This is a genomic window from Methylobacterium sp. A54F (assembly GCF_053346035.1).
In genome coordinates this window covers 482,760-498,790 of record NZ_JBKFBF010000002.1, presented here as the reverse complement: position 1 = coordinate 498,790, position 16,031 = coordinate 482,760, and the positions used below count along the sequence as shown (strand labels likewise).

Sequence of the window (16,031 nt, the reverse complement as noted above, 5' to 3'; positions counted from 1 at the left end):
CACTTCGTGGAGGTACTTCTAACCTTCTACGGGCGGATCGAAAACCCCAGTTTCGAACCACCGCCGAAGCGGGCGTGTCGCAAGCCTCTGCGGTGCAGCTTTCGGAAAGCCGCGACCTCGGATCTTGCGCCGATGCGGATCGAGAATGCCGTGGTGACGATCCCAAGCGCGTTTGGCTTTACTGATTCGTGCAACATCGGCTCGGGTCTTCTCGGCATGGCACACCATGCAGAGGACCTGGCAGTTCGTAAGGGTTGGTTCGCCCCCGAGGGCATCGGGGACGATGTGGTCGTAGGCGAACTTCGCTGGGGTAAGGGGGCAGGGACAGCGGGTGCCGTTTGGGAGCTGACCCTCGCAGTGCCCTTCCGCCCGGTGGAAGGCCGCACGCTGTACGGCTTTGGAGAACTCGCGACGAGGCATCAGGGTGATGGCCTCGCGGTCTTCGGCCCAGGAAGCGAGCGTAGCCTCAGCGGGTATGCTCCTCCCTGATCGGGGATCTGAGGGAGTGCAGTATCGCCCTGGACAAGGAGGTTCACGGCGCTGCCTCCAAATCCGGCTGAATGAGATCGATGAGGATCGCTTGGCGCGCTGTATTGGTTGGAGCCAAGCGATGAATGTGGAACTCGTCGACGCCGAGGCGGGTAAGGCTCGTGACCCAGTTGATGGCGGCATTGCCAACCAAGCCCTCGCTAGCAGCGATAATCGAAGCAGCACCTCCTCGAGAGTGGTAGCGAACCGCAAGGATCACGGAACTGCTTAGGAGGTCCGGGGTAAGGTGAAGCTCGGCTCCGACCCGACCGGGCGCATAGATGATCACGACGTAGCGGCGTCCAGACCGCCCACGCCATGCACAAAGCGGATCCATAAGGTCGCCCGCTAGCATCGAGCGGAAACGTAAGGGTTCCTGGCGGACAGTTGCACGAATTTGCCGATCAGCCTTCAAACTACGAAGTGCTGTATGCCAAAATGGATGTGTCATCTGCTTGCTCCACCACACCATGCGGTGGTTGCACTGTGCTCCTTTCACCGCGCGCATCCAGAACAATCTGCCAACTGCTATGGAATACCAACCTCATGCAGGGGATATTTGGTCTTGCCTACGCTGCTGTGAGGCGGAGCTACATTCTCGGTAGTTTGACACCCTTGTCTCAGAGGTGATCCGTCGTAATTTCTCGACTTACTCAACGACAAGGGAACCCAACCGGGTGAGCCGTCTTGCCCGACACCATTTGCTCACAAATTGAAACCCTTATTGGGGTCAGATGAGGTTAGCGTGGATGTACAAGCGGCATCAAGTAATACAGGTCCTCAATGCGCTCTCGACTGGCGCAACGAGCACCGCTCGTCAACGCATCGAGCAGCCCGTACGATCCGAGTTGTTTACGGTCGTGAAGCGCCTCCTTGAGTTGGACCTTGGTTGGGCACGCTCCAACCCTGACTTACTTCCTCGTTTTGGAATGGCATTCTACGACGCATTGCCCTCTGGGACTGGTGCCGACGTCAGCTACTCATCCTTCAGGGTGTTCTGCCTCGCTGTAGCTCGCGAGCTTGTTAGTTTTGGAGGAAAGCAAAGCGAGATTGTCGACCTTATAGCTCAAATTCAAGGCCCCTTAAGAGCAGTGTTTGAGAATGAGAACCGAGTTCGGGAAACCTATGGGCGCACTCGTTTTACGCATAGCAATATTTCCACAGTATCCTCGGACAATCGTGAGAAATTTGAAGACGTTAAGGTGTTCCTCGCCCTAAGACGCTTCGAAGCTACGGTGCGGGAAGAAATGGAGTCCGGGTCTGCAATCCGTGTCGGTGAGATCCTCCATGAACACGAAATATTGCTCGGATCTGCTGCTGTGAACAATTATATTGTCAATATGGTCAGGAATGGTAAGTTTGCCGTGTTCCTAATTGAACTCTCGGAGATAGCTAATCGCGTTGTAGAGCTTCTTGAGTGTGCTCCAACGCGAAGGCGAGGGGCGGCTACCAAGCTTTAAATCATCCGTTGAACAACAGTCAGGTACGTAAGGTCTCCTAGGCCGGCTTAATCTGAGGGGAAAACAGGATGGCAGACGATGAGGAGTATAAGGTCGGTTACTGCAAACCGCCGCTCCATTCTCGCTTTAAGTCTGGCGTCTCTGGCAACCCGCGAGGACGTCCGACGGTCGCGAACGACTTCGACTCATTGATCGAGCGGGAGTTAAACCAAAAAGTTTCTATTCCTCGTGGAGCTCGCCAAATCCAGGGCAGTAAGCGCCAAGCTATCGCCTTTACCCTTGTCAATGATGCAGCTAAGGGAAAATCATGGGCTAGAGATTATGTTCTTAAGTACATCCGCGGGCGGGAGAATACGAATGAATTGCGGTTGAGCCCGATAGACGAGGATATTCTGACAGAGCTGGCTGAAATGTTGGTTATAAATACCGAGCGCTCTGATGAGTCATGATTCTATGGCCAAGATTTTAAGACGTCTATACTCCGCAGACTTGCCCTCTTTCTGCAAATTCGCTCTCGCCGAGACAACGGCAACGGGCGACGTTGCGGGCAACTTGCATATAGATGTGATGGCGAATGCCTTGCAAGAATGTCTTGATAGGGGGAAGACTCGGCTGATTCTCAATTTGCCACCGCGCAGCCACAAAACCCATTGTGCTTCCATTGCTATGCCTGTTTTTGCGCTCGGTCGTGACCCTACTCGTAGGCTCATGATCGTCGCTGGATCTCGTGCGCTTGCAAGTGATCTCAAACGCAGAGCTTTAGCCTTGATGCGCACCCCACGATGCCGCGCTCTGTTTCCCTATTTGAACCCTAAAGACCTTTCGCGTGAGATCGTCCTGCCCCATGGCGGCGGCATATTCTACGCCAGCGTCGGACAAAGCCTCATTGGGCGAGGTGCCGACATCATCGTCGTCGATGATCCAATCTCGCCAAGTCAAGCGACGGATGATGCCAGGCGTCGAGGGGTAAACGAATGGTATGACGCTGAGATCGTACCGCGTCTGAACAACAAAGCGGAAGGTATTACCATCATTGCTATGCAACGCCTTCATCAGGATGACCTGACGGGTCATGTTAGGCAACGCCAGACGTGGCATGAGATCGTTCTGCCAGCTGTCGCTTTACGAGACGAAACGTGGCCGCTGTGTCATCGGCGACCCGTGACCCGAAAGTTGGGCGAGGCGCTGCGTCCGCGTCACGAATCTCACGAACAATTAATAGAAATCTTGAAGGATATCGGCGCGTTTAATTTCTCTGCTCAATATTTGCAGAGCCCTTCGAGCAATTCTGCGGAAGTGAGAACGGTATTTTTGTGGTCTCCTCGGCCAACAAACTGGTCCCCAGAAATGGGACTAGGAGATGGTGGATTTTATACGCTTTCAGAGGTCGAAAATATCTTGCACTCTGTATTTGGCATAGGAGATCCGCCGTACAGAACTTCAGAAGAGCCATATTACACTGAGGAGGAGTGGTCACAATCAACAATGATTCAGCAAGCTCAACTCATCAAAGAAACGCGCTCAAGTTCTATCGAGTAGGTTGCGGCGTTCAAAGGCTCATTCGAACGCGCCTTCAGACCTGTGCACAATCCGCTGTCACCCGGGCAAGGAGTGGGACATGCCCCGACGCAACGAATTTCCTGTGACTGCCCGGTCGCTCAACGAGGGATTGCGGGAGAAATCACGTCAGCGTCGGTCCCATGTAAGTCAGCCGAACCTCGCGGCCGGACGCTTGCGCAATGACCTGGTTCCCAATCTCGTGCTCGTGGATCGCGCGCTCGCCACGCTCACAACGCCAACTCGCAACGTGCGTCGCCGGGAAGCCGCGCAGACTCAGCGGGTCGCTGCTTCCATTCGAGAGCTTGGATTCTGCCATCTTGTGCTGATCGATCAAGAGGGGCAGATTCTTGATGGCCTTACTCGCGTCGAAGCCGCCAAATTGTTGGGCTTGGCTGCTGTTCCCTGCATCGTCGTCGATCATCTCACACCCGACGAACTGCGCGTTTTGCGCCTTGCTCTCAACCGGCTTCAGGAGCACGGGACCTGGGATTTGGTTGAGCTGAAGCTCGAACTCGAGGATCTCGCGCTCGACGACGACATGCTCGAAATCACGGGGTTCACCGCGTGCGAAATCGATCAGATCCTATTGGACGCGGAACCTCGTAGCGTTGAGATTGGCCCCTTAGCACCAGCGTCGAGCACTCGCTCGGACGTTCGCCTCGGTGATGTTTTCACCTTGGGCCGGCATCGCCTTGTCTGCGGTGATGCTCGTGATCCCCAAACGCTCGTTTCCCTCATGGAGTCAGAACAGGCGCGGCTTATCCTCACGGATGAGCCCTACAACGTACCGATCCAAGGACACGTGACGCGCGGTCAGCACCGTGAGTTCGCGATGGCAAGTGGCGAGATGAGCGAGGCGGGTTTCCTCGATTTCAACACCGCTTGGATGAAGGGGGCGCTACGCTACCTCGTCGATGGCGGGGTGTTCGGAACGTTCATCGACTGGCGCGGATTGGGGATCGTCCAGGAAGCCGCGCGGCGACTCGCGCTCACGCAGATCAATTTGATCGTATGGGCCAAGACGAACCCAGGCATGGGCAGTTTGTATCGCTCCCAGCACGAGCTGCTGCCCTTGTTCAAGAAGGGGCAGGCTCCGCACACGAACAACGTACGTCTCGGACGGAACGGGCGATCCCGGTCGAATCTTTGGACCTATCCCGGGGCGTCATCCTTAGGCTCCAGCGCGCGAAGGGGATTGCAGGATCACCCAACGGTGAAGCCTGCCGCCATGCTTGCTGATGCGATCCTCGATCTCACCGCCCGCGACGAGGTTGTTCTCGACCCGTTCCTAGGGTCCGGTTCGACCTTGATCGCAGCAGACCAGGTTGGACGACGATGTTTCGGCGTGGAGATCGACCCAGCCTATGTCGCTGTCATACTGCAGCGCTATGTGGCGGCTGGAGGCAGCGCGCCCGTTAGGGAAGGCAATTTCCTCGACGATGCCGCGGATGTGCCGCAGCCGGCGTTAAACGCGATCTGAGGGGCACTCCCCGGCGCCCTTTCCGTCCACGAAGATGGCCGAACCCGCGTCACATCCGGGCGACGGTGGGAACCTCGCCTGCTGCTACCTGTTCGATCAGCTTCACGTGCTGGGGCAGGCAGACCTTGTTGAGATCGTAGGCCTCGGCCGAGCGGCGTGCGGCCGTGCGCAGGTCCTTGTGGGCATGAGGACGCGCCAGCGCGTCGACCGTCGCCTCGGCAATCGCTGCGGCATCGAAGAAGTCCACCAGCACCCCGTTCTCGCGATCGCGAATCACCTCCTGCACCGGCTGCGTCTTCGAGCCGATCACGACGCAGCCCGCGGCCATTGATTCGATGAGCGACCAGGAGAGCACGAACGGGTACGTAAGGTAGACGTGCGCGGCCGAGACCTGCAGCAGGTTGAGGTAGATCGGGTAGGGTATCTGACCAACGAAGTGGACCCGCGAGGCGTCGATTTGGTTTTTGACCTCATCGAAGTAGATTTCGCGATAGCTGCGCCCGTCCTTCGGGGCGCCGCCGTAGCTGACGCCATTGCCGCCGACGAGGACGATGCGCGCGCGAGGGCGCCGCCGCAGGATCTCAGGCAATGCCCGCATGAAGCTGTGGTAGCCGCGATAGGGCTCGAGGTTTCGGTTGACGAAGGTGACCACCTCGTCGCCGGGCTTCAAGCTGACGCCGTCGCGGTTGAGCGTGATGGAGGCTCGCGGGTTCGGCTTGACCACGCTGGTGTCGATGCCGTCGTGGATGACACTGAGCTTGTGGCGGTAGGTTTCGGGAACCTGCACTGCCTGCCAATGGGTCGGCGAGATCAGCCAGTCCGAGTGTTCGTAGGTCATGTAGTTGTGCGCGTTCTTCACGCGGATTTTGAAGTGCGCGTCCTCACCGACGAGCGGGAACTCGGGGTCGAACCCGACATCCGCTCCCGTGGCGCTGTAATTGAACTCGACGAAGCTGAGCTGTTTGGCAGATGGCCAGACATCTTTCAGCAGCAGCGTTTCACCCCAGCCTGGATGGCCAACGATGATGTCGGGCGTAAAGCCATCCGCCTTGAGTGACAGCGATGCGCGAGCGCATGCTTCGGCTCGGATGACTTTAGCCTCGAAGTCTTGTGCGAGTGGATGGACATCCTTGCCTGACAGACGCTTGAGCCCATAGCGGACATAGCGCACCCCGGGTATCGAAGGCAGTTCGGCCATGCCGAGAGCCACCACCTCGTTGCAAGGACGCTGGCCGAGCGCTGGCGCGATGTGTCGGTACTGGCCAGGAAAGTTCTGATGAACGAACAGGATGCGCATGGATTGGTGTCGGGTCCAGCCTGGCTAGGGGACACTGGCGCCAGCGTCCCCTAGTCGCGTCCTTAATGGGTATGTGTACGCAGGGCGCTCAGCGCTCGTGCCCGGCCGTGGAAGTGGTCTCGGTGATTGGCGAGAGCACGTAGTCGATCACCCGGCGGTTGCCGGTGTGAATCTCCACGGTCGCGGTCATCCCGGAGGTTAGCGCCACGGGCATCCCGTTGGCTACGATGTTATTTTTCTGCACCTCGATCGTCACCGGGAAGACGAGGTTCTGGGTCCGCGGGGTGCCCAACACCGTGTTGATGCCCTGGCCCTTAGCGAGCGAGACTGCATCGGTCTGGCCGCTCGCGTCCTTGTCGTCGATGGCGTCGCGGGAGACGCGGATCACGCGGCCTTCCACGGTGCCGTAGCGGGTGAATGGGAACGAATCGATCTTCACGATCACGTCCTGTCCCGGCACCACGAAGCCGATGTCCTTGTTGAGCACCAGCGCCTCGATCTCGATCGGCCCCTCGGCCGGCACGATCACGAGGAGCGGCTGGCCCGGGGTCACCACCTGGCCGATCGTCGTCACGGCGACCTGCTGCACGGTGCCGTCGAGGGGGGCCTTGAGCTGCAGGCGGTCTCGGCGCAGGCGCGCCTTCACGACGTCCTGGCGGGCGGTGTCGGCTTTCTGCGAGGCCTCCGCAAGCCCTTGAGCCTGCTTGGCGACAGTCTCGCTGGAGAGCTGCTCGATGCGCCGCTGGAGCGATTCAGCGCCCGCCCTGGCCTCGACCAGCTGGCCCTGGTCGTAGGCGAGGTCGGCGGCCACCTGCTCGACCTGCTGCAGGGCATCGATCACCGCGGCGCGAGTGCCGGCGGATTTCGCCACCAGCGTCTCGCGCATGTCAGCGCGCTCGCGCAACACAGCCTTCAGGCGCTCGCGGGCCGCGATGCTCTGCGTGTACCGGGCTTGCGTTGCAGCTTTCTCGGCGAGCTGCGCCTCAAGGGAGGCGCGAGTGGCGAAGTACTGGTTCAGCTCCGCCGCCATGGCGCCGGTCTCACGGGCCCGGATCGCCGGCGTGATGGTCTTCGGGAACTCGGGCGTCGCGATCTTCTCGCCCTTGTCGATGGCGACGATGGTCGCCTGGCGCCGGGCGATCTGCGCCTCAAGCGACTCGAGCTCGCCCTCGCGGGCCTGCAGCTCGGCCTTCGCTTCGGTGGGCTCGAGGTCGATCAGCGGGGCGCCCGCCTTCACTTGGTCGCCGTTGCGCACGTAGATGTTCTCGACCTTCGCGGTCTCGAAGGGCTGGATCACCTTGGAGCGGCCGGAGGGCTGGATGCGCGCGGAGGCCACCGCGTAGATGTCGAGGCTCGCCAGCACACTCCACAGGAGTGCCGAGCCGAACATCAGGCAGATCACCCAGGTGAACACCATTGCGTAGGGCGAGGGCGGCGTATCTAGGATCTCCAAGTGGGCCGGCAGGAACTCCTGGTTCTCGCGGCTCGTGGCGATGCTGCGCACGCGCTCGGTGAGCGCGCGGGCCGAGAGCGCCCGGGGCCGGGCCGCCGGCAGGTTGCCGGAGGGCGCAGCGGGTGCCGGGAGGTTCTGGGGCTGCAGGTTCTGGGGCTGGCCCGGCTGGGGAGTCGCGCTCATGCGGCGGCGTCCTGATCCGAATCGTGCTGGGATTGCAGGCGCCACAGGCGCCCGTACAGGCTGGTCGGCTTGGCGAGCAGCTCGCGGTGGTTGCCGTCCTCGATGATGCGCCCGTCCTGCATGGCGATGATGCGGTCGCAGGTGCGCACGGCCGCGAGGCGGTGGGCGATGATCACCACCGTGCGGCCCTGCACGATGTGCTTCATGTTGTCCTGGATGATGCGCTCGCTCTCGTAGTCGAGGGCCGAGGTCGCCTCGTCGAGGATAAGGATGCGGGGGTTCACGGCGAGCGCGCGGGCGATGGCGAGCCGCTGGCGCTGGCCGCCCGAGAGGTTAGAGCCGCGCTCCTCGATGGGGGTGTCGTAGCCCCGCGGCATCCGGTTGATGAACTCGTCGGCGCCGGCCAGGCGGGCCACCTGGATCACCTGGGCGCGGGACAGGCCCGGATTACCGAGCGCGATGTTCTCGTGGACCGTCTTGTTGAACAGCAGGTTCTCCTGCAGCACCACGCCGATCTGCCGGCGCAGCCAGGTCGGGTCCACCTGCGCGATGTCGATACCGTCCACGAGCACCTGGCCCTTCTCGGGCACGTAGAGGCGCTGCAGCAGCTTCGTGAAGGTCGACTTGCCCGAGCCCGAGGGCCCGACGATGCCGATGACCTGGCCGGCCGGGATCTCGATCGAGACGTCCTTCAGCACCTCCGGCGCGCCGGGTTGATAGCGGAACACCACGTTGCGCACCGCAAGGTTGCCCTTGGCGGGGGGCAGGTGGGCCTGCCCGAGCGCGCGCGATTCGGCCGGGTGGTTCAGCACGTCGCCGAGGCGCTCGATCGAGACCTTCACCTGCTGGAAGCTCTGCCAGAGCTGGCTAAGGCGCAAGATCGGCTGCGTCACCTGCCCCATGATCATGTTGAAGGCCACCAGCGCGCCGACCGTCATGTCGCCGTTCATCACCGCGTAAGCGCCGAAGAACAGCACCATCGCGGTCGTAAAGGTGTTGATGTATTGGATCAGGTTCTGAGCGAGCGTGCCGAGCATGCCGGTGGTGAAGGAGGTCTTCACGTAGGCCGCGAGCCGATCCTCCCACTGCGTGCGCAGCACCGGCTCCACCGCCATCGCCTTGATGGTGTGCACCCCCACGATCGACTCGATCAGGAACTGGCTCGACAGCGCGTTCCGGTTGAACATCTCCAGAACCTGCTCGCGGAAGATCGGCTGCATCAGCAGCACCACGAGCACGTAGCAGGGGATCGACAGCGTCACGATGATCCCGAGGGTCGTCGAGTACATGAACAGGATTACGAGGAAGAGCAGCGTGAACGGAATGTCGATCGCCGCCGTCAGCGCTTGGCCGGTGAGAAAGGCGCGGATTTGTTCGAGCTCGCGCACGCGCGCCACGGTCTGGCCGGCGGGGCGCGTCTCGAAGTAGCCGAGCGGCAGCCGCAGCAGGTGCTCGAACAGGCGAGCGCCGAGCTCCACGTCGATGCGGCTCGTCGTGTGGGTGAGGATGTACTGCCTGAGGTACTGCAGCACGCAGTTGAACAGGCCGATCGCCACGAGGCCGATAATCACCATCGTGAGGGTGGCGTAGCCCTTGTGGGCCAGCACCTTGTCGATGACGATCTGGAAGAACATCGGCGTGACGAGGGCGCAGAGCTGCACGAACAGCGAGGCCAGGAGCACCGTGCCGAGGGGCTTCCGGTAGCGCCAGATCGAGGGCACGAACCAGGTCAGCCCGAAATCGGCGATGAGCTTCTCTACAGACAACCGGCGCGCCACCAGGATGATGGTGCCGTTCCAGTGCTTCTCCACCTCGGCGCGGTCGATGTGGTCGGCCGCCCGCGAGGCGGCGTCGATCACGCGCAGCTTCCCGTCGTCGAAGCGGCGGCCGATCAGCCGGAAGCTGCCGTCCTGGTACTGGATGATGCAGGGGTAGGGCACCTTGTCGAGGCGCTCGGGCTTCTGCTTGCGCAGAAGCCGCCCCTTGAGGCCGAGCTTGCGCGCGCCGCGTACCACGTCGACGTCGCTGGACGGCGCGGTGCCGATGCCGAGCTCGTGGCGCACCTGTGCGGGCTCGCAGTTCACCTGATGGAACGATGCAACGAGCGCCAGCGCGGAGAGCCCCGAATCGGGCAGGGGCGGGGGCGGCGCTGCCTGCTGCGGCGTCGGCGCCGGCGTAGCCACGGCCTTTCCTGCCTCGTGAGTCCCTGCCGCCATCGCTCTCCCCCTGGGCGCGGATGCCCATCCGTCAAGTCCGGTCACCGCACTCTTATAGGACAAAGCACGCGCGCGGTGTTCACTTCCTTACGCGCCTGCCGCCCGGGAGCACAGGTCCGCCTCATCGTCGTGAATTGCGGCGGGAGGAAGAACGTTCGAGGCGGTTCTGTTCCTGGTCCCACCCGTTTCCTTCCTGCAGGCGCGCGTTTTCGATCGCCTCCGCGCCTTCGAGCGCACCCGCAACCCCCGTTAGGGCTTCCACACCCTCAGGCAGGCGCAGCAAACGACCGGTTTCTAAGAGTGTCAAAGCGGACTGCGAAAGCCATAATGCTGGCGCATCACTGTGCGTTTTTCGCCTCCGCTGCAGAAGTAAAGCAGCAGATTCTAGCATGATGTGAACCAATTATTAAGAAATCAGCATGTCGCCTCACGGCATTGCCCGAGACAGGAGGCAACTCGGGTTTGATACAGGGCGCTGCAAACGAGCAACACCCAACCACACAGTGAGAGGCGAACTCTGGGCAAAATTGCGAGATTGTCCTTAAGTCATTGAAATTTATGTATAATTCTACTCATGCCCAAAATTTCAATCGAGAGAAAAATGGATGGCAGAGCGGAGTCTTGTCGGTTAAGACTGCGCCAGGCTGGAGCGGCCCACTCGGGTGCCAGTCTCTCGCGGAACGCTCAAGAAGCTGCGCACATCGCAGGCTCCAGGGGGCTAACCTAGGTGACGGGCCCGGCCATGCCAGGTGCCCTCTTTCAGGGATTGAGAGTCAGATGGCTAACATTAACGTTTCGAACGTAAGCAACCAGACGGTTAGCGGCACCGCAACGGCCGACACGATCACGTTGAATGGCACTGGATCCGCGATCCTCGTCGACGCCCTCGCGGCGAACGATACCGTTGTCGTCAATCCGACGGGTGCCGGCTACACCACCTCGACGGTGCTTGGTGGCGACGGTGACGATGTGATCACCGGCTTCGGCGCGCAGTCTATGCTGTTCGGTAATGCCGGAGTCGATACCTTTAACCTGAACCAGGCGACCGGCCGCAACATCACTGTCTTTGGTGGTCAGGGCAATGACGTGTTCAACGTTACTGCCGGATCAGATTATCTGGTCTTCGGGAACATTGGTGATGAGGCTATCAACCTCAATGCTGTCGCCGGAGCAGTGACCGGCACAAACACGGTGTTCGGTGGACAGGGAAGCGATACTATCACCGGTTCTGCGTCGCAGGGTGGTTACTACTCTGGCGACCTGGGTAGTGATTTCATCAACTCCACTGGCGCTCTTGATCAACTCTATGGTGGTGCTGGCAACGACACGTTCACGGCTACTGGTGCTTCGGTTACGATCTTCGGTGGTCAGGGCAACGATACCGCTGGTACCCCCGCTGTTGCGGGCGGCGCGGCTGCCGCGCCGATCACCAGTGCCAACGCTTTGATTTTCGGTAATCTTGGTGTCGACACTATCGTCACCAACGGCGTATCGTCGACTGTCTTCGGCGGTCAGGACAACGATACTATCGTTTCGCTGGGCACTGGCGCTTACATCTCCGGTGATCTTGGCAACGACGTTCTGACTTCGAACGATGCTACCTCGACCGTTTCGGGCGGTGCCGGTCTTGATCGGTTCATCGTGGGAAGCGCTGCAACTCCGGTCGCTCCCGCGACTACCGTTACTGAGGTGACGGACTTCGTGAGTGGCACGGACAACATCACCCTCGGCGGTGCAGCGTCTGGGACCACCGCGAACTACGTCGAGTCTTCGGTGAGCGGCAGCGGCCTTGCGGCGGCTCGTACCGAGGCCAATCGCTTGTTTGGCCTTGCTGGTAACGCTGGGGTCACCTATGCCTTCGTGGCTGCCGGCGACGCAGGTTACCTGTTCGCAGGACCTGGTGGCGGCAACGCGACCACTGCTGTGAAGCTGGACGGTCTGACCAGCACTTCGCAGTTCGCTGCGAGCGACATTATCGTCTGATAATTAAGCGCGAGCATCAGCTCAGTTGAACTAAATAGGCCGAAGACTGCAAGAGTGCAGTCTTCGGCTTCACGTTATGCTCTTTTATCATAATCGGTGAGGTTAGCGCCGTCGTTGCCCATGATTGAGCGTTGTTTGAACACTATCGCTAAGCGCGTCTAGTCAGTTACCTAAACCGGCAAACTGCCGAACAGTGCGCAAGTTTCACGATCATCTTGATCCGGGAGAATGTTGGGCGCCATGCTTAACCGGCCCACACGAAGTGGTCCAAGAGCAAAGTTATTGCGGCATTCGATAGCAGTTAACCCGGATTGTGGTCCACGGCCTATGCAAGTTCTCGGGCTGTAGCAGCTTGGTTGGCGAAGGCTCCGGGCGTTAAGCCGCCAAGGGCCGTATGGGGTCGGTCTTCGTTGTAGTACCGCCTCCAGTCCCCAATGCGCTCACGGGCATCGGCTAGCGACAGGAACCACGAAGCGTTCAAGCACTCTGCCCGTAGGCGACCGTTGAACGACTCGATGTAGGCTTTGTCGGTCGGCTTACCCGGCCGTGAGAAGTCGATCTCCACCCCGTTCAGGTAGGCCCATTGGTCCAGCATGCGCGCGGCGAACTCCGGCCCATAGCACATCGGGAAGATGGCTCGACCGTTCTGGGGCGGCGCGCGAAGCCATGCTGAGCGCAGCGCGCCGCCCTGGGCGGTCATGAACGATCGGCAGGTCTCTAGAGTGAAGGTGTTCGAAGCCTCATTCCGGAGACGGATCGACCATGACCAGACCACAACTTACGCCGCAGGCCGGCGTTCTCGTAGCCATCGACGTCGCCAAGGCCCGCTACGAGGCCCTCATCGAGGTGCCCGGCTCCGGCCGACGACGCCGGTTGAGCGTCCTCAACACCCGCGCTGAGCACGACCGTCTGATCGCGCTGCTATCGGACCTCGGTCAGCCGGTGACCTGCGGCTTCGAGGCCACCGGCAACTATCACCGCCCGATCGCCTGGCGCCTGCTCCAGGCCGGCTTTGCCGTGCGCCTGATCTCCTCCGTGGGGCTCGCCCGCACCCGAGAGGCCCTGCACAACGGCTGGGACAAGAACGACCCGAAGGACGCCCAGGTCATGCTGCACATAATCCGCATCGATGCCTCGCAGGTGTATCACGACCCGCTCGCCGCCGGCATCAACGACGTGCAGGAACTGTCCAAGACGCACGACGCTGTCTCAAAAGCCAAGACCGAGGTGCTGCATCGGATCCTGACCCACTACCTGCCGCTGTACTTCCCGGAGGTCGACCGCTTCCGCCACGACAGCCGCTCGGACTAATTCTTCGCCTTCCTCGATCGCTTCCCCACGCCCGCCTGTATCACCGCGCTGAGCAAGGAGGCCTTCATCGCTGCCGCCTGGGATGTCGTCGGGCGCAAGGTCGCCAAGGCGCAACTGCTCGGCGACATCTACGAGACGGCCCGTAGCTCGATTGGCCTGCCGGTGCCGCCTGACGCTCCGGCGGTGAGCATGTTCCGGCTCGTCATCGGCAAGGCGCGCGGGCTGATCCAGTAGCGCGACGCCATCGAGGCCACGGCCGACGCTCTCCTGACGGACAGCTCCGACTACAAGCTGCTGCGCCGCATCCCTGGCATCGGCCCGATCAACGCCCTGACCATCCTGGCTGAAGCCGGCGACCTGCGCCGCTTCGGCCATCACCGGCAGTTCCTGAAGTTCTGCGGGCTCGATCTAGCCACCCAGCAATCCGGCACCTTCCGTGGCCAGACCAAGCTGTCGAAGTACGGCAATGCCCGGCTGAGCCCATTCAGAGCAAGATTGCGTCTTAACGCCGAAATCGCGTTCGGGACGGGCCCGACCGGAATGACGAGTGAGGGCTGAAGCATCGCCGCGAAGGAGACGAGATGGTTGCCGACGTTGGCACTCACATCGACGAGGACCGCGCGGCGTGGCACGAGCTGGCGGATGGCCGACAGTTCGGCCGTCTCGAAGAACTGGCCACCGGCGTGATGGATCTCCAGCCCGAGGTTTTCCGCGCCGAGGCTGAACCGAAAGCTCCTGTCCTCGTACCTGACCTCAGCCGTGTCATGACCATCATCATGAGCCGCGCATACTTCCGGACCATCGGCGCGAAGGACAGGCGCGGATCGGTCAGCGCATGGTCCAGCAGCGGCATCGCCTCAGCCGCTCGCCTTGGGCGAAGCAGATTGGCGGCTGCGATGAGGCTCTCGCGAGGGGATCGATCCGTCATCACGCGCGACCCTCCCGGCGACCCAGCGCCGAATACCGCTTGTCGAGGTGCTCGACCTCCAGAAAGTCCATGCTCGGGCCGTAGCTCTTGTAGACCGAAAAGGTCTTGAGGAGGGTCAGGGCCGCGGTGCTCTCTAGGGGGCTCACGAAGCTCACGTCCTCGTCACCCCAGTGGGGCAGGCTCATCCAGTGCTTCAGCTGCGCCTGCGTGAGGGTGTGGAAGCCCGAATGGGGGTTGCGGGTGCGCTCGAAGGCGTGGAGGCGGCCCAGGACGCGGGCCTGCAGGAAGGTTTCGTCCGGCAGGACCTCGAACCACGGATCGGTGAGGCGGGGCACGAGGTCGCCGTCGATGAAGGTCTTGGGCGCCGGCCCCTGGAGGTTCCACTCGTAGCGGTTCGGCAGCAGCACCCGGCGGGGGCCGAAGGTCTCGGTGAACCATAGCTGCTTGTCGAGGAAAGCGGGGTCCCGCGGCAGCAGGTCGTCCTCGCTGTAGACGAACAGGTCGAAGCGCCGCGCGTGCTCGGCGAAGAGCTTGTGGGCGTGGAAGCCCATCATCCGCGCATCGCTGAGCTCCACCTCGACGTGGTTGATGCCGCAGCCCCGGCAGAACTCCGCATCGAGGAGGTGGTGACCCCCCGTGGTGATGGCGAACAGGGCGAGTTCGGTGACCTTCGGCTCAATGCGCTCGTAGCGCCGGTCCCGGATGTTGAGGAGCGACTGGTGGGTCGCGTAGGCGAAGCGCCAGGCCGAGAACACGCTGCGGATGTTGTGCTTGCGCTGCTCGGGGAAGCGCCCGTCGCTGTAGGCGTGCGAGGAATCCGCCGTCGCCTGGTAGAAGTGCGGGATCGCGACCATGACGCGCATGGGGGCTTCGCTCCGTGCCATGAATTGGGCGGTGCTTAACACGGTGCGTCAGGGTGGGCGAGGTTGCGCCTGGTGTTGACACGCATCTGGGATTGCCACGCATCGTGAACGGCAAAAGCGCGTCAAGGCTTAATGCGCAGTGCGGTCGTCGCGCCCCTAGCCGGTTACGCATTCAGCTATGCCTTCACCGTTTTGAGTCGATCTGGGCCAGCGTGCTGTTCGTCACGGTCACCCACGGCGCAGACCGGACAAGCTGCACGCCGACAAGGGCTACGATCATCGCTGCTGCCTGCGCGAGTGCCGCGCCCACAGCATCACGCTCCGGATCGCGCGGCACGGCATCGAGAGCAGCGAGCGGCTCGACCGCTACCGCTGGATCGGCAAGCGCACGCTCGCTTGGATGGCCTGCTTCCGCCGCCTCACTATCCGCTACGAGAGCCGCGCCGACATCCATCTCGCCTTCACAACGCCCGCCTGTGCTCTCATCTGCCAAGCTCAGAAAGAACGGTTTCGTCCCTGACTCTAAGAGCAGTCGGCGATGTGTGCACGGGAAAGGCTTTTTGGTGCCTGATCACACATATTGGGAGGATTAGGCAATGAGCACAGGACATTTGAGCACTTTATTAGTCCGATTCATCCCTGGATCTACAGTGAAAAATTGCACGGGTTGTTAAATCGCGATTTTAACGGCGAATTACGCGTAATTTATGCCTGCGCGTGCTTGTAACGTTGCTTTTGTCTGATTATGGGTCGAACCGACTGGCGCTTA

Annotated in this window: 11 protein-coding genes and 3 pseudogenes; 7 read left to right on the top strand and 7 right to left on the bottom strand. The window is 61.3% G+C overall.

Annotated features, from left to right (window positions below):
• Positions 1-18: 18 nt before the first annotated feature.
• Together ACLBXP_RS06000 and ACLBXP_RS05995 are read right to left on the bottom strand one after the other, a co-directional pair.
• Positions 19-420 (bottom strand): HNH endonuclease, encoded by a 402-nt coding sequence (locus ACLBXP_RS06000; protein WP_447666656.1) that lies wholly within the window; start codon positions 418-420, stop codon positions 19-21.
• Between the two features lie 112 nt (positions 421-532).
• Positions 533-1,045: a hypothetical protein gene (locus tag ACLBXP_RS05995; protein ID WP_447666655.1), complete on the bottom strand. Its 513-nt coding sequence runs from the start codon at positions 1,043-1,045 to the stop codon at positions 533-535.
• A 232-nt stretch (positions 1,046-1,277) separates the two neighbouring features.
• Between ACLBXP_RS05995 and ACLBXP_RS05990 the strand changes: the two genes are divergently transcribed.
• The 4 genes from ACLBXP_RS05990 to ACLBXP_RS05975 all read left to right on the top strand — a co-directional run bounded on the left by ACLBXP_RS05990 (position 1,278) and on the right by ACLBXP_RS05975 (position 5,028).
• The gene (locus ACLBXP_RS05990) at positions 1,278-1,988 is read left to right on the top strand and encodes a hypothetical protein (protein ID WP_447666654.1); all 711 of its coding nucleotides are present in this window, start codon (positions 1,278-1,280) and stop codon (positions 1,986-1,988) included.
• A gap of 68 nt (positions 1,989-2,056) precedes the next feature.
• Entirely contained in the window at positions 2,057-2,437 is a 381-nt protein-coding gene (locus tag ACLBXP_RS05985) for a DUF5681 domain-containing protein (RefSeq protein ID WP_447666653.1), read from the top strand.
• Positions 2,427-3,527 carry a hypothetical protein gene (locus ACLBXP_RS05980; protein WP_447666652.1) on the top strand — a complete coding sequence of 367 codons (1,101 nt, stop codon included), beginning with the start codon at positions 2,427-2,429 and terminating at the stop codon, positions 3,525-3,527. Before ACLBXP_RS05985 ends, ACLBXP_RS05980 begins: the two co-directional genes overlap by 11 nt.
• A 79-nt stretch (positions 3,528-3,606) precedes the next feature.
• Positions 3,607-5,028 carry a site-specific DNA-methyltransferase gene (locus tag ACLBXP_RS05975; RefSeq protein WP_447666651.1) on the top strand — a complete coding sequence of 474 codons (1,422 nt, stop codon included), beginning with the start codon at positions 3,607-3,609 and terminating at the stop codon, positions 5,026-5,028.
• Positions 5,029-5,077: 49 nt separating this feature from the next.
• On the opposite strand, the gene ACLBXP_RS05970 is transcribed toward ACLBXP_RS05975, so the two are convergent.
• The 3 genes from ACLBXP_RS05970 to ACLBXP_RS05960 all read right to left on the bottom strand — a co-directional run bounded on the left by ACLBXP_RS05970 (position 5,078) and on the right by ACLBXP_RS05960 (position 10,177).
• A complete protein-coding gene (locus ACLBXP_RS05970; RefSeq protein WP_447666650.1) occupies positions 5,078-6,325 on the bottom strand; it encodes a glycosyltransferase family 4 protein in 1,248 nt (415 codons plus the stop codon).
• Between the two features lie 88 nt (positions 6,326-6,413).
• Positions 6,414-7,961: an HlyD family type I secretion periplasmic adaptor subunit gene (locus ACLBXP_RS05965; protein ID WP_447666649.1), complete on the bottom strand. Its 1,548-nt coding sequence runs from the start codon at positions 7,959-7,961 to the stop codon at positions 6,414-6,416.
• The gene (locus tag ACLBXP_RS05960) at positions 7,958-10,177 is read right to left on the bottom strand and encodes a type I secretion system permease/ATPase (RefSeq protein ID WP_447666648.1); all 2,220 of its coding nucleotides are present in this window, start codon (positions 10,175-10,177) and stop codon (positions 7,958-7,960) included. Before ACLBXP_RS05960 ends, ACLBXP_RS05965 begins: the two co-directional genes overlap by 4 nt.
• 777 nt (positions 10,178-10,954) lie before the next feature.
• Here ACLBXP_RS05960 and ACLBXP_RS05955 point away from each other — a divergent pair.
• Positions 10,955-12,160 carry a beta strand repeat-containing protein gene (locus tag ACLBXP_RS05955; RefSeq protein ID WP_447666647.1) on the top strand — a complete coding sequence of 402 codons (1,206 nt, stop codon included), beginning with the start codon at positions 10,955-10,957 and terminating at the stop codon, positions 12,158-12,160.
• Positions 12,161-12,485: 325 nt separating this feature from the next.
• On the opposite strand, the pseudogene ACLBXP_RS05950 reads toward ACLBXP_RS05955, so the two are convergent.
• Positions 12,486-12,776 (bottom strand): annotated as a pseudogene (locus ACLBXP_RS05950) (integrase core domain-containing protein); the annotation flags it as partial.
• A gap of 146 nt (positions 12,777-12,922) precedes the next feature.
• Here ACLBXP_RS05950 and ACLBXP_RS05945 point away from each other — a divergent pair.
• A pseudogene (locus ACLBXP_RS05945) lies at positions 12,923-13,990 on the top strand (IS110 family transposase); the annotation flags it as partial.
• Between the two features lie 408 nt (positions 13,991-14,398).
• On the opposite strand, the gene ACLBXP_RS05940 reads toward ACLBXP_RS05945, so the two are convergent.
• Entirely contained in the window at positions 14,399-15,262 is an 864-nt protein-coding gene (locus ACLBXP_RS05940) for a hypothetical protein (RefSeq protein WP_447666646.1), read from the bottom strand.
• A gap of 205 nt (positions 15,263-15,467) precedes the next feature.
• Here ACLBXP_RS05940 and ACLBXP_RS05935 point away from each other — a divergent pair.
• Positions 15,468-15,782, top strand: a pseudogene (locus ACLBXP_RS05935) (IS5/IS1182 family transposase); the annotation flags it as partial.
• Positions 15,783-16,031: the final 249 nt, after the last annotated feature.

Excerpts from the sequence above, each read along its gene's own strand:
- ACLBXP_RS05980 (WP_447666652.1), top strand. The coding sequence starts at position 2,427 with ATGAGTCATGATTCTATGGCCAAGATTTTAAGACGTCTATACTCCGCA.
- ACLBXP_RS05985 (WP_447666653.1), top strand. The coding sequence starts at position 2,057 with ATGGCAGACGATGAGGAGTATAAGGTCGGTTACTGCAAACCGCCGCTC.
- ACLBXP_RS05955 (WP_447666647.1), top strand. The coding sequence starts at position 10,955 with ATGGCTAACATTAACGTTTCGAACGTAAGCAACCAGACGGTTAGCGGC.
- ACLBXP_RS05970 (WP_447666650.1), bottom strand. The coding sequence starts at position 6,325 with ATGCGCATCCTGTTCGTTCATCAGAACTTTCCTGGCCAGTACCGACAC.
- ACLBXP_RS05965 (WP_447666649.1), bottom strand. The coding sequence starts at position 7,961 with ATGAGCGCGACTCCCCAGCCGGGCCAGCCCCAGAACCTGCAGCCCCAG.
- ACLBXP_RS05990 (WP_447666654.1), top strand. The coding sequence starts at position 1,278 with ATGTACAAGCGGCATCAAGTAATACAGGTCCTCAATGCGCTCTCGACT.
- ACLBXP_RS06000 (WP_447666656.1), bottom strand. The coding sequence starts at position 420 with ATGCCTCGTCGCGAGTTCTCCAAAGCCGTACAGCGTGCGGCCTTCCAC.
- ACLBXP_RS05960 (WP_447666648.1), bottom strand. The coding sequence starts at position 10,177 with ATGGCGGCAGGGACTCACGAGGCAGGAAAGGCCGTGGCTACGCCGGCG.
- ACLBXP_RS05975 (WP_447666651.1), top strand. The coding sequence starts at position 3,607 with ATGCCCCGACGCAACGAATTTCCTGTGACTGCCCGGTCGCTCAACGAG.
- ACLBXP_RS05940 (WP_447666646.1), bottom strand. The coding sequence starts at position 15,262 with ATGCGCGTCATGGTCGCGATCCCGCACTTCTACCAGGCGACGGCGGAT.